This is a genomic window from Methylotenera versatilis 301 (assembly GCF_000093025.1).
GTDB classification, from domain to species: Bacteria; Pseudomonadota; Gammaproteobacteria; order Burkholderiales; family Methylophilaceae; genus Methylotenera; species Methylotenera versatilis.
Genome location: NC_014207.1, coordinates 2,727,108 through 2,751,999, shown reverse-complemented (window position 1 = coordinate 2,751,999; position 24,892 = coordinate 2,727,108). Strand labels below are relative to the sequence as shown.

At 41.4% G+C, this 24,892-nt stretch carries 25 protein-coding genes, 1 tRNA gene and 1 pseudogene; 18 read left to right on the top strand and 9 right to left on the bottom strand.

The annotated features are described in order from the left end of the window. Positions 1-40: 40 nt before the first annotated feature. The 6 genes from rpsP to xerD all read left to right on the top strand — a co-directional run bounded on the left by rpsP (position 41) and on the right by xerD (position 3,961). A complete protein-coding gene (gene rpsP / locus M301_RS12615; protein ID WP_013149170.1) occupies positions 41-520 on the top strand; it encodes a 30S ribosomal protein S16 in 480 nt (159 codons plus the stop codon). 104 nt (positions 521-624) lie between these two features. Beyond that, complete coding sequence (gene rimM, locus M301_RS12610; RefSeq protein WP_049770034.1) at positions 625-1,164, top strand: ribosome maturation factor RimM; 540 nt, start codon at positions 625-627, stop codon at positions 1,162-1,164. Between the two features lie 21 nt (positions 1,165-1,185). Continuing rightward, the gene (trmD, locus tag M301_RS12605) at positions 1,186-1,932 is read left to right on the top strand and encodes a tRNA (guanosine(37)-N1)-methyltransferase TrmD (protein WP_013149168.1); all 747 of its coding nucleotides are present in this window, start codon (positions 1,186-1,188) and stop codon (positions 1,930-1,932) included. A gap of 70 nt (positions 1,933-2,002) precedes the next feature. Further along, positions 2,003-2,398 (top strand): 50S ribosomal protein L19, encoded by a 396-nt coding sequence (rplS, locus tag M301_RS12600; RefSeq protein WP_013149167.1) that lies wholly within the window; start codon positions 2,003-2,005, stop codon positions 2,396-2,398. 155 nt (positions 2,399-2,553) lie between these two features. Next, positions 2,554-3,060 carry a methylated-DNA--[protein]-cysteine S-methyltransferase gene (locus M301_RS14790; RefSeq protein ID WP_013149166.1) on the top strand — a complete coding sequence of 169 codons (507 nt, stop codon included), beginning with the start codon at positions 2,554-2,556 and terminating at the stop codon, positions 3,058-3,060. Continuing rightward, the gene (xerD, locus tag M301_RS12590; RefSeq protein WP_013149165.1) at positions 3,053-3,961 is read left to right on the top strand and encodes a site-specific tyrosine recombinase XerD; all 909 of its coding nucleotides are present in this window, start codon (positions 3,053-3,055) and stop codon (positions 3,959-3,961) included. Before M301_RS14790 ends, xerD begins: the two co-directional genes overlap by 8 nt. A 538-nt stretch (positions 3,962-4,499) precedes the next feature. Here xerD and M301_RS12585 read toward each other — a convergent pair. Together M301_RS12585 and folB are read right to left on the bottom strand one after the other, a co-directional pair. Next, the gene (locus tag M301_RS12585) at positions 4,500-5,108 is read right to left on the bottom strand and encodes a hypothetical protein (protein WP_013149164.1); all 609 of its coding nucleotides are present in this window, start codon (positions 5,106-5,108) and stop codon (positions 4,500-4,502) included. A gap of 27 nt (positions 5,109-5,135) precedes the next feature. Beyond that, complete coding sequence (gene folB / locus M301_RS12580) at positions 5,136-5,486, bottom strand: dihydroneopterin aldolase (protein WP_013149163.1); 351 nt, start codon at positions 5,484-5,486, stop codon at positions 5,136-5,138. 135 nt (positions 5,487-5,621) lie between these two features. Here folB and plsY point away from each other — a divergent pair, with 135 nt between their 5' ends. Continuing rightward, complete coding sequence (plsY, locus tag M301_RS12575; protein WP_013149162.1) at positions 5,622-6,245, top strand: glycerol-3-phosphate 1-O-acyltransferase PlsY; 624 nt, start codon at positions 5,622-5,624, stop codon at positions 6,243-6,245. Positions 6,246-6,250: 5 nt separating this feature from the next. On the opposite strand, the gene tsaD is transcribed toward plsY, so the two are convergent. Continuing rightward, a complete protein-coding gene (tsaD, locus tag M301_RS12570) occupies positions 6,251-7,279 on the bottom strand; it encodes a tRNA (adenosine(37)-N6)-threonylcarbamoyltransferase complex transferase subunit TsaD (protein ID WP_013149161.1) in 1,029 nt (342 codons plus the stop codon). 212 nt (positions 7,280-7,491) lie between these two features. Here tsaD and rpsU point away from each other — a divergent pair, with 212 nt between their 5' ends. The 7 genes from rpsU (at position 7,492) to M301_RS12535 (ending at position 13,075) form a co-directional block, all read left to right on the top strand. Further along, a complete protein-coding gene (gene rpsU / locus M301_RS12565; protein WP_013149160.1) occupies positions 7,492-7,704 on the top strand; it encodes a 30S ribosomal protein S21 in 213 nt (70 codons plus the stop codon). Positions 7,705-7,711: 7 nt separating this feature from the next. Further along, positions 7,712-8,017 (top strand): DUF3144 domain-containing protein, encoded by a 306-nt coding sequence (locus tag M301_RS12560; RefSeq protein ID WP_013149159.1) that lies wholly within the window; start codon positions 7,712-7,714, stop codon positions 8,015-8,017. A gap of 7 nt (positions 8,018-8,024) precedes the next feature. Beyond that, positions 8,025-8,468, top strand: a complete 444-nt coding sequence (locus M301_RS12555; RefSeq protein WP_013149158.1) for a GatB/YqeY domain-containing protein — start codon at positions 8,025-8,027, stop codon at positions 8,466-8,468. A 146-nt stretch (positions 8,469-8,614) separates the two neighbouring features. Then, positions 8,615-10,351: a DNA primase gene (dnaG, locus tag M301_RS12550; RefSeq protein WP_013149157.1), complete on the top strand. Its 1,737-nt coding sequence runs from the start codon at positions 8,615-8,617 to the stop codon at positions 10,349-10,351. A gap of 161 nt (positions 10,352-10,512) precedes the next feature. Continuing rightward, entirely contained in the window at positions 10,513-12,450 is a 1,938-nt protein-coding gene (gene rpoD / locus M301_RS12545; RefSeq protein WP_013149156.1) for an RNA polymerase sigma factor RpoD, read from the top strand. 49 nt (positions 12,451-12,499) lie between these two features. Then, positions 12,500-12,578: transfer RNA gene (locus tag M301_RS12540), tRNA-Ile, on the top strand. Positions 12,579-12,688: 110 nt separating this feature from the next. Beyond that, on the top strand, positions 12,689-13,075 hold the full coding sequence (locus M301_RS12535) for a hypothetical protein (RefSeq protein ID WP_013149155.1): 387 nt from the start codon (positions 12,689-12,691) through the stop codon (positions 13,073-13,075). On the opposite strand, the gene istB is transcribed toward M301_RS12535, so the two are convergent. The 4 genes and pseudogenes from istB to M301_RS12515 all read right to left on the bottom strand — a co-directional run bounded on the left by istB (position 13,072) and on the right by M301_RS12515 (position 17,769). After that, a complete protein-coding gene (gene istB, locus M301_RS12530; protein ID WP_013146724.1) occupies positions 13,072-13,797 on the bottom strand; it encodes an IS21-like element helper ATPase IstB in 726 nt (241 codons plus the stop codon). The two genes, M301_RS12535 and istB, sit on opposite strands and share 4 nt — an antisense overlap. Continuing rightward, positions 13,784-15,286 (bottom strand): annotated as a pseudogene (gene istA, locus M301_RS12525) (IS21 family transposase). Before istA ends, istB begins: the two are co-directional and overlap by 14 nt. A gap of 102 nt (positions 15,287-15,388) precedes the next feature. Next, a complete protein-coding gene (locus M301_RS12520) occupies positions 15,389-16,264 on the bottom strand; it encodes an acyltransferase family protein (RefSeq protein WP_190274927.1) in 876 nt (291 codons plus the stop codon). 599 nt (positions 16,265-16,863) lie between these two features. Continuing rightward, positions 16,864-17,769, bottom strand: coding sequence for a dienelactone hydrolase family protein (locus M301_RS12515; protein ID WP_013149153.1), 906 nt, complete (start codon positions 17,767-17,769; stop codon positions 16,864-16,866). Positions 17,770-18,251: 482 nt separating this feature from the next. On the opposite strand from M301_RS12515, the gene M301_RS12510 reads away from it, so the two are divergent. Continuing rightward, positions 18,252-19,169, top strand: a complete 918-nt coding sequence (locus tag M301_RS12510; RefSeq protein ID WP_041359498.1) for a PEP-CTERM sorting domain-containing protein — start codon at positions 18,252-18,254, stop codon at positions 19,167-19,169. Between the two features lie 141 nt (positions 19,170-19,310). On the opposite strand, the gene M301_RS12505 is transcribed toward M301_RS12510, so the two are convergent. Then, complete coding sequence (locus M301_RS12505; protein WP_013149151.1) at positions 19,311-20,534, bottom strand: metallophosphoesterase; 1,224 nt, start codon at positions 20,532-20,534, stop codon at positions 19,311-19,313. 258 nt (positions 20,535-20,792) lie between these two features. After that, on the bottom strand, positions 20,793-21,503 hold the full coding sequence (locus M301_RS12500) for a PEP-CTERM sorting domain-containing protein (protein WP_013149150.1): 711 nt from the start codon (positions 21,501-21,503) through the stop codon (positions 20,793-20,795). Between the two features lie 556 nt (positions 21,504-22,059). On the opposite strand from M301_RS12500, the gene M301_RS12495 reads away from it, so the two are divergent. The 3 genes from M301_RS12495 to M301_RS12485 are packed head-to-tail and all read left to right on the top strand — an operon-like array spanning position 22,060 to position 24,437. Next, positions 22,060-22,284, top strand: coding sequence for a hypothetical protein (locus M301_RS12495; RefSeq protein WP_013149149.1), 225 nt, complete (start codon positions 22,060-22,062; stop codon positions 22,282-22,284). 55 nt (positions 22,285-22,339) lie between these two features. Further along, positions 22,340-22,846, top strand: coding sequence for an arsenate reductase ArsC (locus M301_RS12490; protein WP_013149148.1), 507 nt, complete (start codon positions 22,340-22,342; stop codon positions 22,844-22,846). Between the two features lie 49 nt (positions 22,847-22,895). Further along, entirely contained in the window at positions 22,896-24,437 is a 1,542-nt protein-coding gene (locus M301_RS12485; RefSeq protein ID WP_013149147.1) for a CYTH and CHAD domain-containing protein, read from the top strand. The last annotated feature ends 455 nt before the right edge of the window (positions 24,438-24,892 follow it).

Below are 24,892 nucleotides of genomic sequence, written 5' to 3'. Positions count from 1 at the left end.
GCCTTTCTGCTTTAAAATTTTCTAAAAGAGAACAAAGATTATGGTTATTATTCGTTTAGCTCGTGGTGGCGCGAAAAAAACTCCTTTCTACAACGTGGTAGTGGCAGATTCACGCAATCGTCGTGATGGCCGCTTTATCGAGCGTGTTGGTTTTTACAACCCATCAGCAAAAGCTGGTGCAGAAGCGCTTCGTGTAGATCAAGAGCGTGTTACATTTTGGCAAGGTCAAGGTGCACAACTGTCTGATACAGTGGCACGTTTGGTTAAATTTCACGCTAAAGGCCCAGAGTACGCTATTGCTGCTAAAGCAAAAGACGCTGCTAAAGCTGATGCTGTTAAAGCAAAAATTGCTGCTGCTGAAGCTGCAAAATTAAAAGCTGCTGCAGATGCTGCTAAAGCTGAAGCAGATGCTAAAGCCGCTGAAGCTGCAGCCGCAGCAAAAGCTGCTGAGGCCGAAGCTGCCGCTGCTCCAGTTGAAGCAGCTGCAGACGTAGCTGAAACACCAGCTGCAGACGCTTAATATCATCGCTCAGGTGATGTGTGTCACCGAGCGAATGACTCAGTCTGTAAGTAATTTTGGCAGCCACTAAGATTTTGGCAAATACACAGCAAACAAGCAGTAGTATGGTAGTCATGGGGCGCATAGTTGCGCCCTACGGCGTTTTTGGCTGGCTAAAAATTGTGCCAGATACCGAAGCGTTTGATGGCCTATTTGATTACGATACTTGGTGGCTAGGCAAAGGCGACGATTGGCGTGAAATGGTGGTTGAAACCGCCAAAACTCACAACGATGTACTTGTCGTTAAGCTAAAAGGCATAGATGACCGCGATGCTGCGCTTGCTTGCAAGGGTAAGCAAATCGCAGTGCCAAGAGAACAATTACCTGAAGCTGAAGAAAATGAGTATTACTGGTCAGACTTGATTGGTTTACGCGTTAAGAACAAACAAGACGTTGATTTTGGCTTAATAGTCGATGTATTTGAAACTGGTGCAAATGATGTGATTGCCGTAAGAGCAGACGTCATTCAGTCAGAAGATTCAACAGTTAAGGCTGTAGCTAAAGAAAAACCGCAAGAGAGATTAATACCGTTTATTGACGATGTAGTCCTTGAAGTTGATTTAGCTGCAAAAACGATGTTGGTGGATTGGGATGCAGATTTCTAATCATGCCGTTCAAGTTTGATTATGGCGTTTAAATTTGACGTCATAACGCTGTTTCCTGAAATGTTTGATGCCATTACAAAATATGGCATTACCAGTAGAGCGTTACAGCAGAATATTTATGATGTACAGTTTTGGAATCCACGTGATTTCACTACGGATAATCATAAAACAGTAGACGATAGGCCTTATGGCGGCGGCCCAGGTATGGTGATGCTGGTTGAGCCGTTAGAGCAAGCCATTGGTTCAGCAAAATTAAGTCAAGCTGAAAAGAATATCGAAAGTTGGGTGATTCATCTTTCACCGGCGGGTAAACCGCTGACGCATGAAAAAGTCATGCAGCTGAGCAAGAAACAAGGTGTAGTGTTGTTAGCCAGTCGTTATGAAGGTGTAGACCAGCGATTGATAGATGCACATGTGGATGAGGAAATCTCCATTGGCGATTATGTGTTAAGTGGCGGTGAGTTGCCCGCAATGACTTTAATTGACGCAATAGTGCGGCAGTTGCCAGATGCTTTGGGTGATAGTGATTCTGCCATTGAAGATTCATTTGTCGATGGCTTGTTAGATTGCCCGCACTACACTAGGCCAGAAGAATATAAAGGTGTGAAGGTGCCTGAAGTTTTAACCTCAGGTAATCATGCAAAGATTAAGCAGTGGCGTTTGAAAATGTCGCTGAAAAGAACTCGGGATCAACGTCCCGATTTATTGGCCGCAAGGCCGTTGACGAAAGAAGAAGCACGGCTGCTCAAAGAACTTGAAACCGAGTAACTTGGTATTAAGTTTAGGCGCAGGAACAAGCATCTTCATAATTAAAAGGAACCCGTAAGGGGTAAATAAAATGGCAGATATTATTAAAATGTTGGAAGAGGAAGAAATTGCCCGTTTAGGCAAAACCATTCCATCTTTCGCACCAGGCGACACTGTAGTAGTTGGCGTGAACGTAGTTGAAGGTACACGTAAACGTGTACAGTCATACGAAGGCGTTGTGATTGCTAAACGTAACCGTGGTTTGAACTCATCATTCATCGTACGTAAAATCTCCTCTGGTGAAGGTGTTGAGCGTACATTCCAAACTTACTCACCGCTAATCGCTAGTATTGAAGTTAAACGTCGTGGTGATGTTCGCCGTGCGAAACTTTACTACCTACGTGAGCGTTCAGGTAAATCAGCACGTATTAAAGAAAAATTATTCACACGTGAAAAAGAAGTGATGGCTCCAGAAGCAAAAGCTTAAATCTAAGCCTTTGTTGCTGAATAGCAAAAACCCAAACGTCGAAAGGCTTTTGGGTTTTTTTACGACTATGTTTTTATATCTATAAGTTTTATGTCTATAATTTACGCCCATGACTTTTCGTTTGCATCTGCCCCGTATTGGTTTAACATAACACGATGATTACTCAGTACGAAGCTCTCATTGATGCACCTTTTGGTGTGGTAGCCATTGCCATGCAAGGCAATCAACTCGGGATAGATTTGTTGCTGGAATCTCCATCACAAGAAAATCTGCAGTTTTATCACCCAGCCATGATAAACAATGCGATCATCAAGCAAACTTATGAGCAGATACATCAATATCTACAGCAGCCTAATACTCAATTTCATACATTGCTTCATCATCAACACGGCACAGCTTTTCAGCAACGCGTTTGGCAGGCCATTGCCGCCATTCCGTTAGGGCAAGTTGCAACCTATGGGCAGATTGCCAGCCAAATCGGTTCAGGGCCTCGTGCTGTGGCAAATGCCTGTGGGGCAAACAATATCCCTCTTATCATTCCATGCCATCGCGTCGTTGCGCAAAATGGCATAGGCGGATTTATGCAAGGTAAAGAAAATGGTTTGGTCATTAAACGCTGGCTATTAGCGCATGAAGGTGTGCAAGGCTATACGCATGAGTGAGCGCACGCTCTCGCCGCAAGATTTGGCAGAGCTTGATACCTTCATTGACCATTTATGGCTAGAAGATGGTTTGTCTAAAAACACGCTAGAAAGTTATCGCCTAGATTTAACCTCATTTGCCTATTGGCTCACACCACAAAATAAGCAATTACTCACAGTAGACCAAGCGGATATTCAGCAATATCTCGCGGTGAAATTTCCACAAAGTCAGCCGCGTAGTATTAGTCGATTGATTGCAAGTATGCGCAGATTTTATCGCTATTTAATGCGGGATAACAAAATCAGCCTAGACCCGACCATTCAAATTCAATCGCCGAAATTACCGCGCAGCCTGCCTAAAAGTTTGAATGAAGAAGAGGTCATTGCCTTGCTCAATGCGCCTAACATAGTAGAAGCAGCAGGGTTGCGCGACAGAGCGATGCTAGAGCTGCTCTACGCCTGTGGATTGCGTGTATCTGAGTTAGTGGGTGTCAAGGTCACAGAAGTCAGCGTGAGTGACGGCGTTGTGCGAATTACAGGTAAGGGCAGTAAAACACGCTTAGTGCCTATGGGCGAGGAGGCTGTTGATTGGATTTCTCGCTATTTAAGCGATGCACGCTCGGCAATTTTACAAAAGCGTTTATGCGATGCGCTGTTTGTCACTAATAGAGGCGAGGCGATGACGCGCCAGGCTTTTTGGTATTTGATTAAGCGTTATGCGTTGCTAGCTGGTATTAACAAGCATATGTCGCCGCATGTGTTGCGTCATGCGTTTGCTACGCATTTGTTGAATCATGGAGCGGATTTGCGGGTGGTCCAGATGTTACTCGGGCATTCGGATATTTCAACTACGCAGATTTATACGCACGTGGCGCGGGAGCGTTTGAAGCAATTGCATCATAAGCATCATCCGAGGGGTTGATTTGTTTTTAAACGCGATGCTCTGGGATGCCTGTGGATATTGGCTTGCAGGGTAAGTGTTTTAAACCGTCATTCCCGCGTAGGCGGGAATCCATTTTGACTTGTCATACCGACATACGACTTTGCAAGCGCTTTAGCGCTTAGCAAATCGGAGTACCCTTGTGGTGCGAAAGTCGGAATCTAGTGTCTTTTAGCTGTGTAGGTTATTGAACCACGTCGGGGGTAGCCCGGCAGCTAGTCACTTTCTTTTAACAGCCTGAAAAGAAAGTAACCAAAGACAACGAAGTTGCGGTGTAGGCTAACCTTTAGGTTAAGCCACTTTAGTGGCGGCCGGAGCCAAAACGGCACCCCAACACCACTGCCTTACGGCTTCCCTGCGCTACTCAACATAAAGGCAGCAATCGGTAACCGTAAAGGTCATCCCCGTCATCACGAATTGCTGAAGCAATTGTTCTGACATGAAAACTCGCTACGCTCAAACAGCCGCTTGCTGAAAGCTTCCTTTATGCTTCCGTTGCTCGGCATGGTTTAAGGGGCGGTTATTTTGCAAGTTCACTCAAAACTCCATTTTTTCTCAAGGTCCGAAGCAAGGCAAAAATCTCGCTTTTTAAAGCACCATGACCTTGTTTTAACGTGGCAGCATAAGAAATAAGTGAGTTGTAATGTGCAATAGCATGTTGTTTATGAACTTCTTGTTTAGTTTCTTCATAAAGTTTATTTGCGTATTCAAATTTATGCACAAGGTCGTTGTTCAATCTGAATGAGTCAACCATACCTTTTGATAAAGTATAGGTTTTAATGATTTGTTTTCTTAGGTCATTATCATTAATGCGCCCAATAAGAAAAGTATTGCCGTTATAGACTGAGAAAAAATCGCTAACTAACGGATAGTAAAAGTTTAAAGGCTCATTTTCGCGTATTGACTCAAGCCTTGCTCCCATTGTTACCTGATAGCGCTCATAAACAGTTTCGAGTTCATCATGGATGGCTTGCAAAAGGCTACTTATAATAATTTTTTCATTATTTTCAGATTGACCTTGTTGATGTTTAAAGGCCATCTTGGTAGCAAGAATGCTGAAAAATCCAGCAATAACGCCGCCAATTACAGCTGCAACAAATTCTTTTGATTGTATTAATTCATTTAGCAATTTGTATTCCCCTAAGTATTCTTACCTTTAAACTTTGCGCTCAATCGCCACCCCCAACGCCTTCAACCCCGGCAAAATCCCCGGCTTCGCCACTTTAATCTTCACACTCAGTGCGCCAAATTCTTTCAAGATCAATTGGCAAAGGTGTTCGGCTAAGGCTTCTACTAATTTAAAGCTGTTTTCAGTTAAGGTTTCGCGTATGCGTCTAACGACTGCGCCGTAGTCTATAGTGTCGGCAATGGCGTCGCTTTGGCAGGCATTTGTTAAATCATAGCCAATTTCAATGTCTAGGATAATGGTTTGCGGCATCATACGTTCCCAATCGGGTACGCCTAGTTTTGTTTGAACTTTAACTTGCTCTAAAAATATGATGTCCATTGGCTTTATTCTCGTGTCGTGATTCCTGCAATAGCCAGAATCCAGTAATATTTTGAATATTAAACTACAATATATATTTGTGTGATTAAAAATTGATTGCTCGTCTTGGCGAGCGTCATGGCTAAGAGAGTTTAAATGAATGAATTAGGGTTTGTTCCAGTCACGTTGATTCCTGCGGTTTGGATTGTTGCTGCGTATCTATTGGGTTCTGTTGCATTTGGCATTATCGTCAGTAAGTTGTTTGGTTTGCCTGACCCGCGTACGGTGGGTTCTGGTAATCCGGGTGCGACTAATGTATTGCGTAGTGGTAAAAAATTGGCGGCTGCGCTCACTTTATTGGGCGATGTGCTAAAAGGTTGGTTGCCAGTTTGGTTGGCATTGCAGTCTGATATGTTGATGTGGGTTGTCGCTTCAGTTGGTTTAGCTGTATTTTTTGGGCATTTGTACCCGATTTTTTATAAATTCAAAGGTGGCAAGGGTGTGGCGACTGCGCTTGGCGTGATGCTAGCCATTTCGCCATTGCTCGGTTTAGCGGCAGTGGTGACATGGATTGTAGTTTTTGCTATTTCCCGTTATTCATCGCTTGGTGCGATTGTGGCGGCAGCACTTGCGCCAGTGTACGCATGGTTTCTGTTGTCAGCATATAACGACTATGTCATTGCGGTCACTATAATGGCGGTAATGCTGATTTGGCGCCACAGAAGCAATATTCAAAAGTTGCTGGCTGGTACTGAATCGGGTTTTGGTAAGAAAAAGTAGGTTTTTTAAATAGCGGGTTTTTGCAACTCTGCTAAATCCCAACGTGGACGCACACTAAAGCCATAATTTCTATTGCCATTACCATGCATGGCCTTAAGGCGCATAGCTCCGGCAAAGGCAATCATCGCACCATTATCAGTGCAGAACTCTAAGCGTGGATAACTCACTTTGCATAATTTACGTTTGGTCGCAGCATTTAATTTTTCACGCAGTTTTGAATTTGCGCCTACGCCGCCCGAAACCACCAAATTATCTAAGCCAGTTTCGCGCAAAGCTGTCATGCATTTCAGCGTTAATATTTCAGTCACTGCCTCTTGAAACTCCCACGCAATATCTGCAGTGGTTGTGGCATCTAAAGGTTGGTGTTGATTCACGAGTGTTAGCACCGCCGTTTTTAAGCCGCTAAAGCTAAAGTTTAAGTCGCCGCTATTCAATAATGGACGTGGTAATTTAAAGCGCGCTTTACCACTTTGCGCCAATTTAGATAGCGCAGGGCCACCTGGGTAACCTAAACCTAATAATTTGGCAGTCTTGTCAAAAGCTTCACCCGCAGCGTCATCTAAAGTGTCGCCTAGCAGTTCATATTCGCCAATGCCATCCACACGCATCAGTTGGCTGTGACCGCCTGAAACAAGCAACGCTACAAATGGAAAGGCTGGTGGGTTAGCCTCAAGCAAAGGTGCAAGCAAATGCCCTTCAAGATGATGCACATTAATTGTAGGAACTTGTAAGCTAAACGCAAGTGACTCAGCAAAGCTAGTGCCAACTAACAGTGCGCCAGACAAGCCCGGCCCTTGTGTATAGGCAATTGCGTCAATGTCTTGCAGGGTTTTATTGGCAGTTTTTAGTACGTTTTCAGTAAGAGGTAGCACGCGACGAATGTGGTCGCGCGAGGCAAGTTCTGGCACTACGCCGCCATATTCAGCGTGCATTTCAACTTGCGAATGCAACGCGTGTGCGAGCAAACCTTGCTCGGTATCGTATAATGCAAGCCCTGTTTCGTCACAGGATGATTCAACACCTAAGACTATCATTTGAGAAATTCCAGCATCTATTTAATGACTTTAAATATTTTAAAGGTGGAATTATTGCGCATTTAGGGCATAAATGCATAAAAGTAATTGAATAAAAACAATTATGCGATTAAAATAGTCGGCTTTTCTCAGTTTCTAAATCAGAAGCGCGTAAGTGCCTGTTAGAAATTTGAGTATACCCATATTAAATTTGTTGTTATAAGAGAGATCGAATGTCTAGTGTACGCGTAAAAGAAAATGAGCCGTTTGACGTTGCCCTTCGCCGTTTTAAACGCCTAATTGAAAAAACAGGTTTGTTGAATGATCTTCGCGCTCGCGAGTTCTACGAAAAGCCAACTTGGGAACGTAAACGTAAAGCTGCTGCCGCTGTTAAACGTCAGTATCGCCGTTTACTAAAACAAACACTTCCAGCTAAACTTTACTAGTCATAGTATGGCTGATACAAACAACGCTCCAGCAGCGCCGGATGAAGCATTTTGGAGTTTGACAGATAAGTTCATTGGTTTTGCCAATGAACAAGCTGCAAGCAACGATGTTGGTGTGGTGAATGCGAGCTTCTTGTTTGCGTCTGCACGGTTCAATACGTTTTTGATTGCCACGCAGTGTGGTACCAAAGAAAGTTTTGAAGCTGAAAAAGCCGCCGCATTAGAGTACTTTGTTAATCAATACAAAATCGCCCTGACTGAACATATGGCGGATTATCAGGCTAAGTTTGATACTTACATCAAGAGTGCATAAGTTTTAGATGAGCCTTAAGTTACAAATCACCGAAGATATGAAAACCGCAATGCGTGCTAAAGATAGTGCGCGTTTAGGTGCTATTCGTTTATTGCAAGCCGCTATTAAGCAGCGTGAAGTGGATGAGCGTATTGAGTTAAGTGATGCGGATGTTATTACCGCAATCGAAAAAATGCTCAAACAACGCCGTGATTCAATCGCTGCTTACGAATCTGCAAACAGAACAGATTTAGCTGATGTTGAAAAGTACGAAGTGAGTGTTTTGCAAGAATACTTGCCACAACAACTGACTGAGGCGGAAATCCTAAGTATATTAGATCAAGTGGTGTCCGATACAGGCGCTGCTGGTGTTAAAGATATGGGTAAGGTAATGGCTGCGATTAAGCCGTTAGTTGCTGGTAAGGCTGATATGGGAAAAATATCAGGTTTGATTAAAACTCGATTAGCTTAAGTAGAAGACAGGTAGCAAAAATAGATTAAAGGAGCGTGAAGCTCCTTTTTTGTTTCTAGTTCTTTGTTTGTGAATATTTCTGTTTGTAGAAGCGGCCACTTTAAATTAAGCTAAAATTACCTAAAATCTTATAAAAGCAGAATACTTTGATTCCAGAGAGCTTTATTCAAGAGTTATTAAATCGCGTTGATATTGTCGACGTGATTGATAAAAGCACGCCCTTGAAAAAAGCGGGAGCTAATTATTCAGCTTGCTGCCCGTTTCATAACGAAAAATCTCCTAGTTTTACCGTCAGTCCAACTAAGCAGTTTTATCATTGTTTTGGTTGCGGTGCGCACGGTACAGCCGTAGGTTTTTTAATGGAATACCAAGGTTTAAGTTTTGTTGAAGCGATTAATGATCTTGCTCGAATGGTCGGGATGATTGTGCCGCAAGAAGCGCGTGATGCAAACAAACCTGAGCATAAGGTTGTATTGGGTTTGCAAGAGTCGTTACAGCAAGCGGCTCAATACTATAAAGCTGAGCTTAAAAAATCTCCTCGAGCCATTGAGTATCTAAAGGCACGTGGCTTAAGCGGGCAAGTGGCGGCTAAATTTCAAGTAGGGTACGCACCGGCGGGTTGGCAAAATTTGCAGAGTGTTTTCCCAAACTATGACAACGAAGCGTTGAGTGTTGCTGGCTTGGTTGTTGAGAATGATCAGGGTCGTCGCTATGACCGATTTCGTGACCGCATCATGTTCCCGATTCATGACCAAAAAGGTCAGGTGATTGGCTTTGGTGGCCGCGTGATTAATCCAGAAGATACGCCTAAGTACTACAACTCACCAGAAACGCCATTATTTCAAAAAGGCCATGAGCTTTATGGTTTGTTCCTAGCGCGTAGAGCCATACGCGATGCAGGTCGCGCGCTTGTGGTTGAAGGTTATATGGATGTGGTTGCGTTGGCTCAGTACGGCATTGAGTATGCCGTGGCAGCTTTAGGCACGGCTACTACGCCCTTTCATATTACCAAGTTGATGCGACAAACCGATGAAGTGGTATTTTGTTTTGACGGCGATAATGCAGGGCTAACTGCAGCTTGGCGTGCAGCCATGAATGCTTTGCCTGCGCTAACGGATGGCTTGAAACTGTCATTCCTATTTTTGCCCAAAGCGCATGATCCTGATTCTTATGTGCGCGAATTTGGTAAAGAGCAATTTGAGGCGGAAATCAAAACTGCGATGCCACTTTCGCAGTATATTTTAAAGCACTTAAGTGAAGATAATCCGTTGCAAAGCCAAGAGGATAAGGTGCGGTTTTTGAACGAAGCTGAGCCCATCATGCAACAAATCAATGCGCCACGCAGCGCGATGTATCTGCGGAAGAAGGTGGCGGAATTAGCACAGTTGTCCATAGATGAAATGCAAAGTTTACTTAAGTTGCCTAATCTGAACAAAGCTCCGGCGCAGGCTCGGCCGAAACTTACGCGCACAACTAACTCTTTACACCACCATTTTTGTTTAACCATGATTATGCAGCCTGCGCTGGTAGATAAAGACGATCTGCTATGGATCGCAGGAAGTTCGGATGATGAATTATTATTGAGGCAGACTATTGAAACTTGCCTCATGCATCCTCATTCTAAACCAGTGGTGATTATGCGTGAGTTGGAAAGTAAAGTTGATGCCAACATTATTACTGAACTGAAAAAAGAGCTTAATGTGCTGGATGAAACTCTGGATTTGGCACAAGCGATGTCTGGTGCTAGGCAGCAGTTAAAGCAGCTTTATCTACAGAAAAATGAAACTGCATTGCTGGCGCAGGTCAGTGAAAAGCCTTTAAGTGCTTTGACGGATGATGAGCGAAACTTACTTAAAAGTTTAGGAAGTAAAGTTAAGAAATAGTTTTTACTGGTCGTGTTTAGTGTCGCTACGTTGAATTATTAGCAGCGCCTGTAGGTCAAAATAGCGATATTTTCTGCTATAATAGAGGGTTACGGAAATTACATTCACCATGCCAATTTTTAAATAAAAACATGGTAATTGCATAAATTAGAGGTGAGTACATGGCAAGACCAAAGAAAAGCGATCAGTTAGCAGAAAAAAACAAAATGGAGTTCGTTAGCCCGGAGCTGCAAGAAGCTAGCGCTGAAGAACGCCGCTCACGTTTAAAATCTCTAATTGTCTTAGGTAAAGAGCGCGGCTACTTAACCTACGCTGAGATTAACGATCACCTTCCAGATGACGTACAAAACTCTGAGCAAATCGATGGCATTATCGGCATGATTAATGACATGGGCATTCAGGTGTACGAAGAAGCGCCTGATGCTGAAGTATTGCTCATGTCTGATGCACCACCTGCAGTGACTGATGAAGATGCTGTTGAAGAGGCTGAGCAAGCCCTTGCTACAGTAGACTCAGACTTTGGACGTACAACTGACCCTGTGCGTATGTACATGCGTGAAATGGGTACGGTAGATTTGCTTACCCGTGAAAGCGAAATTGAAATTGCACGTCGTATTGAAGACGGTCTTAAACATATGGTGCAAGCGATAGCTGCTTGCCCAACGACTATTGCTGCCCTATTGGCATTGGTTGATAAAGTTGAAAACGATGAACTAAGCGTTGATGATTTAGTAGATGGCTTGATTGATTCTGATGTGGGCGCGGTTGCTGATGTGGTAATTGAAGCGGCGGAAGATGAGGATGAAGTTGATGAAGATATTGACGAAGGTGAAGATGAAGACGGCGCAAAAGCTGCCGCTATCTCTGCTGAAGCGCTTGCAAAACTTAAAGAAGAAGTCGTTAATCGCTTTACGGTAGTGCGTGCAGCGAATAAAAAGATGACAGAAATCTTGCCTTTAAGAGGCTCTCAAGATCCTCAATATCAAGCTTTGTTATCGGAAATTTTAGTTGAATTAACGGCATTCAGATTCTCGCCAAAACAAGTAGAAGGCCTGTGCGATCAGGTGCGCGATTTAGTTGAAACTATTCGTAGCCACGAACGTAAAGTGCTTGATTTCTGTGTAGAAAAATCAGGCATGCCTAGACTGCATTTCATTAAATCGTTCCCAGGTAATGAGAGCAACTTAGGTTGGCTGGCTGAAGAGTTAAAAGCAGACAAACCATACATTGAGAAATTAATACGCTATAACCACTCAATTTTAGATCAACAACAGCGTTTGATTGATTTAGAAAAAAATGTGGGTATTCCAATCAAAGAGCTTAAAGAAATCAATAAGCAAATGACAACTGGTGAGGCGCGCGCGCGTCGTGCTAAGCGTGAAATGATTGAAGCTAACTTGCGTTTGGTGATTTCGATTGCTAAAAAATACACAAACCGTGGCTTGCAATTCTTAGATCTAATTCAAGAAGGTAATATCGGCTTGATGAAAGCCGTAGATAAGTTTGAATACCGTCGTGGTTTCAAATTCTCAACCTATGCTACATGGTGGATTCGTCAGGCGATTACACGTTCTATTGCCGACCAAGCACGTACCATTCGTATCCCTGTGCACATGATTGAAACGATTAATAAAATGAATCGTATCAGCCGTCAGATTTTACAAGAAACCGGTGTAGAGCCAGATCCAGCATTGCTTGCTGAGAAAATGGAAATGCCTGAAGACAAGATTCGTAAAATCTTGAAAATCAGCAAAGAGCCAATTTCAATGGAAACGCCAATCGGTGATGATGAAGATTCACACTTAGGTGACTTTATTGAAGACGGTCAAACATTAGCACCAGTGGATGCCGCGATTTACGCGAGCCTACGTGATGCGACAAGTGAGGTGTTAGAGTCATTGACGCCACGCGAAGCAAAAGTATTACGTATGCGCTTTGGTATTGAAATGAATACAGATCACACCTTAGAAGAGGTTGGTAAGCAGTTTGATGTCACCCGTGAGCGTATTCGTCAAATTGAGGCGAAAGCGTTGCGTAAACTACGTCACCCAACTCGTTCAGAAAGATTGCGTAGTTTCTTAGAAACTGGGCAAGATTAACTAGTCTTGATTTCAACTCTTAGTTTAAAATAACGACTTCAAAAGTTTTGGCCCCCTAGCTCATGCTTGGTTAGAGCAGCGGACTCATAATCCGTTGGTGCTGTGTTCGACTCACAGGGGGGCCACCAATAGAAACAAGGGCTTAGGTTAAATCCTAAGCCCTTTTCTTTTGTACTTTGCATAAAAGGTACAAATTCAGTACAGTAATGATTCGTTACTACAATAAAAAAATTAAAAAATGGCTACTATCGTTAAAACTGAATCAGGTACGTGGAAAGCGCTAGTTCGCAAAACTGGCTGGCCAACTACATCAAAAACTTTTCGCACTAAACGTGATGCGGAAGACTGGTCAAGGCGCACAGAAGATGAAATGGTACGTGGACTATTTATTAAGCGTACACCTTCAGAAAAAATGTCGGTCAAGGAAGCATTGGAACGGTATGAAAGAGAAGTTATACCAACCAAAAGTACTGCTACACAAGAACGTGAACAATCTAGACTTAAACTCTTAAAAAGTCAGTTTGGAAATTATTCGTTGGCTGCGTTGACGGCTGATATTGTGGCTGAGTGTCAATGCTTGTTTAGAAGCGCACCACAGTTTGCGTGCAAAAGTGCACCAGTTTAAGACCTATTTTTAAAGCGATAAGAGTCATTTCCTGTTTCAACAATATCGCAGTGATGCACAAGTCTATCGAGTAATGCTGAAGTCATTTTTTCATCTGCAAATAACTTACCCCATTCCGAGAACGCCAAATTAGTCGTTATGATGATACTGGTCTGCTCATGCAATTGACTGATGAGATGAAACAGCAAGGCACCACCTTTTTGGCTGAAGGGTAAATAGCCCAGCTCATCTAAAATCACCAAATCATATTTTGCGAGTTGTTGCGCTAGTTTATGTTTTTGCTGATCTTTGTCTAACTCTAACTGATTGACTAAATCCAGCACGTTGTAGAAACGCACTCTAGCACCCTTAGTTGCTGCATCCACCCCAATTGCACTGGCTAAGTGGGTTTTACCTGTCCCTGGACCACCCACAAAGATGATATTGCGCTTTTGTTTGATATAGTCACCATCAAGCAGCAACTCAATACTGGGTTGATGCACAGGAGACTGTTCAAACTTAAATGTCGTGAGTGATTTATGTTGTGGGAACTTGGCTTGCGTAATGCGATATTGCACACTGCGACGCTGACGATCCGTTAACTCTGTTTGTAATAATCGGCCAATAATGTCTGGTGTTGATCGTTTGCGTGCAATCCCATCAGTCACGATTTCATCCCAAGCTTCTGCCATGGCGCCTAGCTTCAACTCTGCCAGCAAAGCAATACACTCATGCCGCTGCATACTGCGCTCCTAAGCTAAGTAAGCTGTCATAACGGGATAGCTGCGCTTGTGGTGGTATGCGCAGCGGTACATCGTAGCTGATGATTGTGGGAATCACCGGTTCGGTAAGGCGATGAATAATGTTGAGCACGGCTTCAACCGTCGGCATTTCATTCTCTAATGCAATGGCAGCTGCTTTGACGCCTATTTCCTCGCCATAATCAGCAATCAAACTAAGTAGCTTCACCATGGCACGATCACCCTTGGGTTGTTTGAGCAAGTGACTTTGCAGTGTTTTAACGGGTTGCGGCAAAGGCTAGTGTAAGAATGGCTCGCCATTACGTAACGCCCCTGGTTTGCGCTCAAGTGCTGAGAGATAATGCCAAGGATTATAAGTCGTTTGTTGTTTATCAAAGCTGCGAGGATGTTTAGCCACTTCACGCCCTTCAGCAATCACTTTTATTTCGGTTGCGCTAATATGTAGCTCCACGTTACGCAGAGTGTAATTGCAAGGCACACTGTATCTATGTGCATCAAAGCTGACCAGTGACAGCGAGTTAACCCGCACCCATTCAACACGGTAGCCCTGATATTGCGTACATGGAACGAGTACGCGTTGCTCTTGTACAAAGCGTATTGCAACCGTTACCGTCTTATCTTCTGGATGCGATGCTGAGAGAATACGGTCTTGGCATTGTTGCAATAAAAACGTATTAAACTCTTGCCATGTGGCAAAGGCTAACATTGGCTCAAATACTTGCTTTCGCAAGGTGCGCACTTGCCGCTCAATTTGACCTTTCTCCCAGCCGGATGCAGGTGTACAGGCTACGGGTTCAATCATGTAGTGATTCATGAGCGCTAAAAACTGTGCATTAAATTCACGCTCCTTGCCAACACCGATGCTTTTAACAGCCGTCTTCATGTTGTCGTAAATGCCGCGCTTCGTGACGCCACCAAAGTAAGTAAATGCGTGATTATGGGCGTCGATGAGCATTTCCATTCTTTGATTGGGGTAAGCGCGCACAAAGAAGGCTCTGCTGTGACACAAGCGGAAGTGTGCAACTTGAGCTTTATGCACGACGCCAGCAATCTTGACGGCTTCCGTACTCCAGTCAAACTGATAAGCATCACCTATCGGGAAATGCTGAGGGATGAAGGTGACGGATGACGCATTACTTTGATCAGCAAATTGCCGTATATAAGCCGATACAGCGCTGTAGCTACCTAGGTAACCACAAGATTGAAGCCATTCATAATGACGACACGCAGTCATGCGTTTATTCTTAGGTTGTGTTTGTGCTTCTAACAGGCGTTGGTCGAGTTGAGTTAAAAAGTCTCCTAGCATCGGATAGCGCTTAGCAGGTTTCTGGTAAACAGGAATCTGCGTTTGTTCGATGTGCTTTTTAACCGTTCTACGATTGATGTTGAGTTTTAATGCGATGGCACGAATTGAAAGCGACTCTTTGTGATAAAGGCGCCTTATCTTGGCTATGGTTTCCATACAGATCATCCTAGGTGAGCCTCGCAAAATTGCGAGAGTTTAACAACTCCTAGGGTGGTGCACTTCTACACGCAAATCCCTAAGAGATCTGGTGCATTTTTGCACTGAAATTTACACCGAAAGATTAAAATGTCCGATTAAAGAGCTTACAAGCGCTATTGCCCCTATCCCAGCAAATGCAATAAGCATTATTGTTTTTGAATGCCCATCTATAAATAAGATTGCTTGAGTTTTATTTTGTTGATTTGCAAATTGTGCCGCTGCGGCACCCATGAAAAATAAGGAGCAATAGTATATTGAAGCGCCATTCTCCCCGGCATTGAAAATATCAAAATAGAAACAAATCGTCCATAGCGTGTAGGAGATTATCGTAATGATAAAAAAAGTACGAACGAAACCAAATTTTCTGGCTAAAAAATAAAACAAAGGAAAAAGGAAATAGATTTGATATTCAACACCGATAGACCAAAATGCTCCATTAATCTTTGTGGCATCAGATGGGAACCATTGATGTATTAAAAGTAAGTGCTTCCAAACACTTTCAAATGTAACTGGAAGCGCACTTCCAGCCCAAACAGAGTCTTGCATTTCACCCATCAAAAAATAGATACAAATCAAAGTCAAAAATAGCGCGCCATAGTATGGCAAGACAATGCGAGCTGTTCTGCGAATATAGAAATTTAAGATACTTCCAAAATGCTGTTTTCTTATTAACGGCAGCATTAAACAATACCCAGATAAAACTATAAAAATGTCTACAGCGTAATGACCGAATCCAGTGGCTAATTGTAAAAATCTATAGAAGGGGTCATGAGCATGATTACCTATAATAATTACTTGCCTAACCGCGTGATGACAAACAACATAAAGGGCAGCGCATCCCCTAATTTGATCTAACCAGCTTAGGTGAGAATAGCTGCTAACTGATTGTGAATTAACTAAGACACTAGATTTATCATCGCTAAAAGTATTTGAAGTTACATTCACATGCTTGCCTTTAAAAAAACTTACCCAGAACAAGCGCATTACGATATTTTAAATATAGCTTCGCTTATTTCTTTTATATATTCTTTAAATTATGAGAAGGTATTGTTACATCAGTGTGTTTAGATTGGGAGTTACGTCTTTTTATATTTGTCTCGCCATTTCCTAGATCCAAAAAAAAATTGACGGGATGGGCAGAGTATCGCCGCCGCAAAAAAACTCCACCTGCGCACGCCGTCGTGCCAAGTCGGATAGGTCCCGCCCCCCAACTCCCTGAAAAAATCGCGGGGAACTCTATTTTATTTAAAACGGACTTTTGTATTTGCCGCATGGTGCGGGGGTAAATTTAGGGGAGAGTTTTAGCCTAAATCGGAATAGTTTTTAAACCACTACTTCGTAACTAACATATACAAAGAAGTTATGCAGAAGTTAATTTACACAGAATATATCATTCATTACAAAGCCTGACTTGAAAAACTGACCCGTTGCAAGTATCAATCAATGGTGGTTTTAAGAGGGTGGAGCAATATCGGCTCACATCGTCACCACTTTTAATGCATGTGTGATGTTTTCGCTGGGAAGAAATAGGTCAAAGTCGATAGCTAAGTTTTAAGGGTTTGATTGAAGAATGCAATTGTTCGTTGCCAAGCAAGCTTAGCTGCAGCTTCTTCATAACGTGGGGTTGTATCGTTATTAAAGCCGTGCTGTACACCCTTATAAATATGAGCTTCATATTCTATATTTGAAGCTTTAAGTGCAGCCTCATAATTGGGCCAAGTGGCATTCACCCGTTCATCCTTTTCGGCAAAGTGTAGTAATAATTTTGCTTTAATATTAGGCACTTTTTCCACAGATGGGGAAGTGCCATAAAAAGGTACTGCTGCACTTAAGTCAGGCGCAAGTGTAGCTAGTTGATTGGCAATGGTGCCACCATAGCAAAAACCTACCACACCAGATTTTCCATTATTGTTAGGTGATTTTTTAACGAAGTTTAATGCAGCAACAAAATCTTCCCGTGTTTTTGATTGATCCAGTTTAGGGAACAGTTCGCGTGCTTTATCTTCATCGCCTGGATAGCCGCCCAAAGGAAACAAGGCATCCGGTGCAAAAGCTATATAGTTTTCTAAAGCTAAGCGTCTGGCAATATCTTCTATATGTGGGTTAAGTCCTCGATTTTCATGCACCACTAATACTACTGGTAAATTACTTGCAGATTTAGTTGGCCTTACCAAGTAACCTCGACCCTTTCCATAACCTAAAGGTGAATCGAACTCTACATATTTAGCTTGGAGGCGCACATCGTTCTGTGACACTTGCTGGGCATATGCAAACTTTGGACTTAACGCGCTTAGTAATCCAGTAGCAGTCATCCCTCCAATAGCTGCATATTTCGCGACATTCTTTAAAAATCCACGCCTATCCAAGTCACCATGTACATACTGATCAAAGAGGCTAAGAACTTGTGGGTCGAAATCATTAGCCTTATATTCTTGCTTGTATTTAGACATTGCTTAAGTTCCATTTTAAATTCTGTATAGGAAATGCTGACCGATATATCTTTTACTTTATATTAGCTTGGTTTCATTAAGACGAAAAATATTAGTTCATTAAATTAAAGCCTAAACAGAATAGTCCTTTCACCAAGCTTTAAGTTCAGTCATTACAAAACTAGCCATGAAAACTGTTCCGATGGAAGTGGCAGTCGAAGGGTAGTTTTGAGGGGAGGTGGGTGCAAAATCGGCCCACCTTGCTACCTCTTTTGATGCATATGTGATTTTTTTGGCGGTGCAGTACTGAACCAATCACGCAAGTTAGAACGCGCCATTATGTTGCTTTATTCTTGGTGATTTTTTTTCAAATGTTTAAGCATCGATCTTGTTTTAAATCGATGCCATAGTGATTAAGAATTGTGAGACTTTTCTGGGCTTAAGTTTCAGGTTAATTCTGGTGCAGGCTGTTGGAAAAACAAAGTCACAAATGGATTAACTGATTGTTCATTTTTATTTTTATTGAAATTCAATTTCATTTGATTAATAACTATGTCGAAGTAGTACGAATGGGCTATATCAATAATTCTGAATATCACAGAATATCGACTATACAATTCAACAATGAAAAGAAAAAAATGAAAAAGTTAGCTCAGGGTGCAGCATTTATTTTGGTACTATTATCTTCGCATCAAACATTTGCGTCGGAGACACAATGGATTGACGGGGTGCAAGTCGAAGGTGAGTATTTACCCGCATATGCTTATTCAGATACGTTGTATGCCTATAGTTATACTATTAAACCTATGGATTTACACTTAATTAGTTGTGCCGAAGAAACCGCTGAAGTGTGTGCATCCTATTCAGGCGATAAATCGCCATCATTTACAATAAACTTACTTTTCAGTTCTAAGTTTGGCCCTAATGAGAGTCCAACAGGTACAGGGATAGATGTGAACGAAATTGCCCAAGCACATCCTTATGAGACTATGCTCCCCATTCCTAGTATTCCACTTACACTCATTGGTGATGGGCAGATTCTAGAAGATGGCTCATTTGCGATTGCGTATGATGGTCGTTATGGATTGCGTAGTGTTGATGCACCGTTTCTTGCTGATGAAAATGGTGACATTGATAGTTGGAATTTTTCTTGGGGCCGTTTAACTCAAGGAACATCAACTAATGTGCTTGACTCAATTAGAGATTATAAATATTTTGGGATACTAGAGGGCTCAAGCACAGACCTATCAACCTGGGTTGTGACACCTATAACAAGATATCAATTACAGTTTAATGTTTTTGTTCCTTATCAAACTTCACCTGTGCCTGAGCCAGAAAGCTATGCGATGTTTCTTAGTGGACTTGGTTTGATGGGCTTTGTTGCACGTCGCAGACAGCTGGGTCAAAAACAGAAATCATAATAGTTTTAATGTGGATGGGAGCTTATGTGTCTACCTAGGTCGAGATTTTTATAACATGCTTAATAAAATATGAGTGTATTTTTAAGACAAAAGAAAGCGCATGAATTGTGAGTCATGCGCTTGTCGAAATTGCTATGTAGCCTAAGGTGCTGGTACTGCAGTCACTCTAACCCAACTAAAAGGACCAAACGCATTATTAGTTGTCGCAGAGTTATTATTTGCATTGATGCTAAGTTTTAGCCATTCCATTGGAAAGGTACTGCCATGTACAGTAATACGATGGAAATTTGGAACATTGTATCCATATGGTTGGCTGCCATATGAATCATTACTACATGCTCCTGCCTCTGTCACGCATGGTGCATTACGCACAAGTGGATTGTCAGAACGATACACGTGTGAGTCACCATTAAGTAGTAGTACTGGTTTGTTAAATGCCTTTGTATGCGCAGCAATACTATCTATGTAGGACTTATAGTTTGAAATATGGCTAGGTAGATTGCCATCAAGGTCCCACATGTCTGCTTGCACTTGAATTACAATTGCTTTGGAGTGTTTATCCTGAGCTTGTTTAAAGGCGGTATCTATCCAATGTAAAGCTGCTTCAGTGCGCACACTGATTTCTTGAGCTTGCATATTTGACATGCTCGGAGTGCCGTACCAATGGTCTGCACCGTTATTAGAGCCTCCAGGTATATTAACTGCTACAAATAATGTACCAGCTTTTTCCCAAATGACGTTTTCAACAAATTTAGCATCACCTTGTATTAATTCAGCGTGTTCGTCATTGTCACTCCTGTCATGTTCATCACCGCGATGTGAGCTTATTGCTTGAGACAAAACTTCCATATCGGCGCCTAGTGTGTGTCCAGGCTCAGCAAAAAAGATAGATCGAACTAAGTCCAAATTTTTGATTGGATTGCCAGATGCATAATTTACTGGATTACCATTTGAATCATTTACAAAAACTATACTATCAGTTGCCGCATTGTACGAACCACCACTTTGTTTCTTTTTGTGGCAATCCATCCATTCATTATCACCTGGAGTATAAATGACAGGTTTTTTAAAGTCGGTCCAGAAATTATAAATAGCTTGGTTATATGCTTCAGTACAAGCTTGACTACCTGAATGTAAATCACCAACGTTTAAGACTACAGAAACATCTGAATCATTGTTGATTGACTTAATAAAATCTGGTGTCGCATCAAACTGAGCAGTGCCAGTTGGATCATAAGGAGAGTCACCAAACACTGCTAAAGTTAGTGCGCTAGATTTTTTATTGAAATTGTTATCAGCATGAGCATTTGTAGTAACGCCAAATATGCAAGTGCATACTAACGCAGATAATAGTGATTTTTTCATACATCGTCCTCTTTAATAGTTTGGAAGTGAATTTCTAAGAAACCATTATTGAGTTGATTATTTACATTAATATTACAGTGCTATGAAGATTGAAATGACATATATGGATGCGTAAATATACGCAAAAAAGATTTATACAAATAGCATCTTGTTTATTTTGCTTTATAGCCGATTTCCAGTTTCCAACTAACTAAAAGCGTACGTTCCATGCAAACAAAAACGGGAGCCTGAGCCCCCGCCATTTCGTGCATCAAGCAATTAAGATTGCTTTGATTTACGGCGCTTACTCGCAGCACCGATCAAACCTAAACCAACGAGTAGCATAGCGTAGGATTCTGGTTCAGGTACTGGAGCAACAGTAGTAGCAGTATATTGCAAACTCAGAAAACCGTTTCCGTTGAATGGCAACTGCCAGCCTGTACCTGGAACTGTGCTGAGATAAGCACTACCAATACCGAAGCCAGTGATATCAGCCGTTGTCTGAGTACGCGACAATTGAATACCTGTCACGGTCGGGTCATTGCTCGTCAGGTATGCAATATACTTGGTATTAGAATTCAGGTTTAAACCAAGGTTGTTAAAACTAATAGTGGTAAAGCCACCAGTTGAGTTAAAAGTCTCAACAGCCGAACCAGCTGTTGTCAGCAGCGAAAATCCGACCAAATTGGTAGCTTGGTTCTTAGCATTCGTATCAGGATTCCACTGAGCTACATTAAGTTGAAGTGAAGATGTAATATTCCCAAGTGCATAGAAACTGAAAGATGACAGAGTAGAGTTTGATATTAAAGAGAACACTTCGCCTACTTTAGGTGAGTCACCACTTGGGTTTGCTGCATTGCCAAAATAAGCAAACGGTGAACCTGTGTTTGCGCCACTTGGCACGTTAGTATAGGTGTCTGCAAATGCATTACCAGCAAATGCTAGCATAAGGCTGGCGAGTACTTTCAATTGAAGCGTTGATTTGATCATGATCTTTTCCATATAGTTAAGAGTTAATATCTATACAAATTTGTGAAATAGCTTGGTCGAATTTCAGATGTAATCATGAGGGATTTATTCACATCTACGTCTTGCGAACACCTACACTTCCTGACTCAAAGTGAGTGTGATCACCTTCGATGGACACCTTCAGTTCATCACAACAGATCCTCGATGTTATCTACGTCACTGTTTTTACTAAACTATCTAACACGACTAAATTACGCTTTGATTGTTACTTGCGAATGATAGAAAACTGGTCGAATATAGTCCGAAAGTACTCCCATTTATGACAATCGACGAAAAGTTAACTGCGCCCTAAGGTGTTAAGGCAACAATGTGGTCAGTAAATATTCAGGGATGGTTTCGTAGATAGTAGCTTAGTCATCCAAAACTTATGACATACATCAAACGATGTGCTTTTTCCTTAGATGCAATACATCTTTTTATTACTAGATTACCTAAACTTTAATATGATAGTAAATTCAGTGAAATATACTGCCAATAGCCATTTGCATACTGTCAGTACTTGAAAGGAGAGATTGAAATGAGGGAGCCTGATAAAGAGTATCTTGAAAGAGCTGCTAACTTAAGCGTTGAGGATTCTGAGCGTCTTTTAAGCCGCATGCGTACAAAATTGGTACGCAGAATAGATGACAAAAAACTCAGTACTATTGAGGCTATAGCAATACAACTTGAAAGAGAAGATGAGGAGCTTGAAGAGTGGCGCGAGAACAGAGTTAAATTAAACGAAAAATTTAAAGATACATAATTCGATTTTATAATGAGTTGCGAGTCATATAATTAATTAGCGAGGTTGTAGTCAAATGGAACCAAACGTATTTAATGTGCTTTTTCTCTGCAACAATAATTCAGCACGCAGCGTCATGGCGGAAAAGTTGATGGAACACTGGGGTAAAGGAAAATTCAAGGCTTATAGTGCAGGTAATACCCCAAAAGGCTCGATCGATCCTTTAACGATTAAGACCTTAGAATCCCATGGGCTGAATATCGACGGGCTAAGAAGTAAAAGTTGGAATGAGTTTACTGGAAAAGACGCGCCTCATTTGGATTTTGTATTTACAGTTTGTGATGATGTAGCTGGTGAGGTTTGTCCAATCTGGCCTAGTCAGCCAATGACAGCACATTGGGGAATTGAAGATCCTGTTGCAGCTAAAGGTACAGATGAGGAAAGACTGGAAGTGTTCCAAAGATGCTGTAGGTATTTAGAGAATCGCATCAAACTCTTCGTTGCATTACCAATAGATAATTTAAATCGAATTAAGCTCAAAGGTGAAATAGATGCGATTGGGACAATTATAGGCTCCCCCTAAACGCTAATATTAATTAAAGTAATTCTCAATCTAAAGGAAGCTGCTTGTGATGGGTTATGAAGTTGAATTAAAACTTTCCATCGATAAAGTTGATGCAAAAAAACTGCATCTAATCCCTCTTATTGTTAATTCATGCGTAAATAAGCCGACGAAAAATAAAATAATCAGTATTTATTTTGATACCCCCGATCTAATACTTTTAGATGCAGGGATTACATTCCGTATAAGACAAAAGTCTAGTAAATGGATGCAAACTATTAAGCTTGCTGGTACTGCTAATAGTGGCTTGCATCAGCGAAACGAATGGGAAGACCTAGTAAGCGCTTACCACCCAGATTTCACAAAAATTAAAGAACCGTCCTTAATCAAATTCTTTGCTGACAGAAAACTTCGGGCATCATTAATTCCAATTTTCCGAACAGAAATTATGCGTGAGGAATGGTTTCTGTCTTTTGATAATGGTGATCAAGTGGAATTAAGCTCAGATTCAGGGTTGCTTAAGTCAAATCAATTTCAGGAGCCTATTAATGAAATTGAATTAGAGCTAAAGGCAGGCAATGTTGGTCGAATCTTTGAGGTCGCATTAGCGTTACAGAAGACGATACCACTTAGAATTGAAAATAATAGCAAAGCTAAACGTGGGTATGAGTATTTTCGCCCTAACTCCCTTCAAACTTTCAAAGCAAAACTTCCAGCACTAGATAAAAATATTGATGCACATACTGCATTTAAGATAATTGCAACAGAGTGCATAAATCATTTAGAGATTAACCGAGATATCGTCCTAATGGATTCCGATATTGAAGGCATACATCAAATGCGTGTTGCATTGAGACGTCTTCGTGCAGCTTTTGCCTTATTTAAAGACCGTATCAACTCTGAAGAAAGTAGTTTGATATTAACTGAAGTGAGTTGGCTTGCAAATCAATTAGGGAAAGTAAGGGATTTAGATGTTTTAATCACCGAGACACTCCCAATTATTAGTGGATATTCAAAAAACCATAACGGCGTATTGGTTCTTAGCAAGCATGCAAAACAAGCAAGACAGGTGGCTTGTAAGGATATGCAAGAAGCAATAATGTCCCAGCGCTATCATCGCCTTTTGTTAACACTCTCATCTTGGCTTGAAAATGAACGTTGGCTGAAAGTTAAGTACAAAAATGATCATTTTAAGCTACTTAACTTTGCCAAAAAGTCATTGAATAAGTCTTATAAGCGCCTGTTGCAAAGCGAACTGCATTTCATAGATATGCAACCTCAAGATAGGCACAAAGTAAGGATTGCAGCCAAAAAGTTAAGATATGCCATGGAGTTTTTTTACAACTTGTATCCAACCAAACAGATTGACCCATTTATAAAAAAATTAGCTAAGCTTCAAGATCTGTTGGGTCAAATGAATGATATCAATGTCACTCATGGTCTATTAAGATCAATTTCTAAAACTACTCCTAGTGCCAGTTTGAACGATGCTATTTCAGCCTATCAAGCTTGGGGTAGGGGAAAAATTAAACAAGAGTGTTCTAAAGCGGATTCTGCATTGAAAAAACTATTGAAAGTTAAGCTCTTTTGGATTGATATAAAAAAATACTGAATTGCAATTTTTCAACAGTAGCTCGGATTAGAATCGGGTAAAATTGATCGCAACTAATTGATTTAAATATTTTTTTATTTATTTAATAGCAACATTCTTGTCAAATAGTTCGGCATAAGTTCAGTTTTCAACGTACACCAAAATGTACTGTAAAAAATTCCTTAGTAATCTTCAACTTTTAAGAAAATGTTTTACGAGAAATCTGTACTCATAATCCGTTGGTGCTGTGTTCGACTCACAGGGGGCCATATAAAATAAGAGGTTACATGAAAATGTAACCTCTTATTTTTTGTACTTAGCAAAATAGGTACAAATTCAGTACAGTCATGATTCAAATCGAATTATAAAAAACTAAAAATGGCAACGATTTTTAAAACTGAATCAGGTACTTGGAAAGCACTAGTTCTTAAAACTGGCTGGACAACAAGCTCAAAAACTTTCTGTACAAAAACTTT

Excerpts from the sequence above, each read along its gene's own strand:
- rpsP (WP_013149170.1), top strand. The coding sequence starts at position 41 with ATGGTTATTATTCGTTTAGCTCGTGGTGGCGCGAAAAAAACTCCTTTC.
- rimM (WP_049770034.1), top strand. The coding sequence starts at position 625 with ATGGTAGTCATGGGGCGCATAGTTGCGCCCTACGGCGTTTTTGGCTGG.
- trmD (WP_013149168.1), top strand. The coding sequence starts at position 1,186 with ATGGCGTTTAAATTTGACGTCATAACGCTGTTTCCTGAAATGTTTGAT.
- rplS (WP_013149167.1), top strand. The coding sequence starts at position 2,003 with ATGGCAGATATTATTAAAATGTTGGAAGAGGAAGAAATTGCCCGTTTA.
- M301_RS14790 (WP_013149166.1), top strand. The coding sequence starts at position 2,554 with ATGATTACTCAGTACGAAGCTCTCATTGATGCACCTTTTGGTGTGGTA.
- xerD (WP_013149165.1), top strand. The coding sequence starts at position 3,053 with ATGAGTGAGCGCACGCTCTCGCCGCAAGATTTGGCAGAGCTTGATACC.
- folB (WP_013149163.1), bottom strand. The coding sequence starts at position 5,486 with ATGGACATCATATTTTTAGAGCAAGTTAAAGTTCAAACAAAACTAGGC.
- plsY (WP_013149162.1), top strand. The coding sequence starts at position 5,622 with ATGAATGAATTAGGGTTTGTTCCAGTCACGTTGATTCCTGCGGTTTGG.
- tsaD (WP_013149161.1), bottom strand. The coding sequence starts at position 7,279 with ATGATAGTCTTAGGTGTTGAATCATCCTGTGACGAAACAGGGCTTGCA.
- rpsU (WP_013149160.1), top strand. The coding sequence starts at position 7,492 with ATGTCTAGTGTACGCGTAAAAGAAAATGAGCCGTTTGACGTTGCCCTT.
- M301_RS12560 (WP_013149159.1), top strand. The coding sequence starts at position 7,712 with ATGGCTGATACAAACAACGCTCCAGCAGCGCCGGATGAAGCATTTTGG.
- M301_RS12555 (WP_013149158.1), top strand. The coding sequence starts at position 8,025 with ATGAGCCTTAAGTTACAAATCACCGAAGATATGAAAACCGCAATGCGT.
- rpoD (WP_013149156.1), top strand. The coding sequence starts at position 10,513 with ATGGCAAGACCAAAGAAAAGCGATCAGTTAGCAGAAAAAAACAAAATG.
- M301_RS12535 (WP_013149155.1), top strand. The coding sequence starts at position 12,689 with ATGGCTACTATCGTTAAAACTGAATCAGGTACGTGGAAAGCGCTAGTT.
- istB (WP_013146724.1), bottom strand. The coding sequence starts at position 13,797 with ATGCAGCGGCATGAGTGTATTGCTTTGCTGGCAGAGTTGAAGCTAGGC.
- M301_RS12515 (WP_013149153.1), bottom strand. The coding sequence starts at position 17,769 with ATGTCTAAATACAAGCAAGAATATAAGGCTAATGATTTCGACCCACAA.
- M301_RS12505 (WP_013149151.1), bottom strand. The coding sequence starts at position 20,534 with ATGAAAAAATCACTATTATCTGCGTTAGTATGCACTTGCATATTTGGC.
- M301_RS12500 (WP_013149150.1), bottom strand. The coding sequence starts at position 21,503 with ATGATCAAATCAACGCTTCAATTGAAAGTACTCGCCAGCCTTATGCTA.
- M301_RS12495 (WP_013149149.1), top strand. The coding sequence starts at position 22,060 with ATGAGGGAGCCTGATAAAGAGTATCTTGAAAGAGCTGCTAACTTAAGC.
- M301_RS12490 (WP_013149148.1), top strand. The coding sequence starts at position 22,340 with ATGGAACCAAACGTATTTAATGTGCTTTTTCTCTGCAACAATAATTCA.
- M301_RS12485 (WP_013149147.1), top strand. The coding sequence starts at position 22,896 with ATGGGTTATGAAGTTGAATTAAAACTTTCCATCGATAAAGTTGATGCA.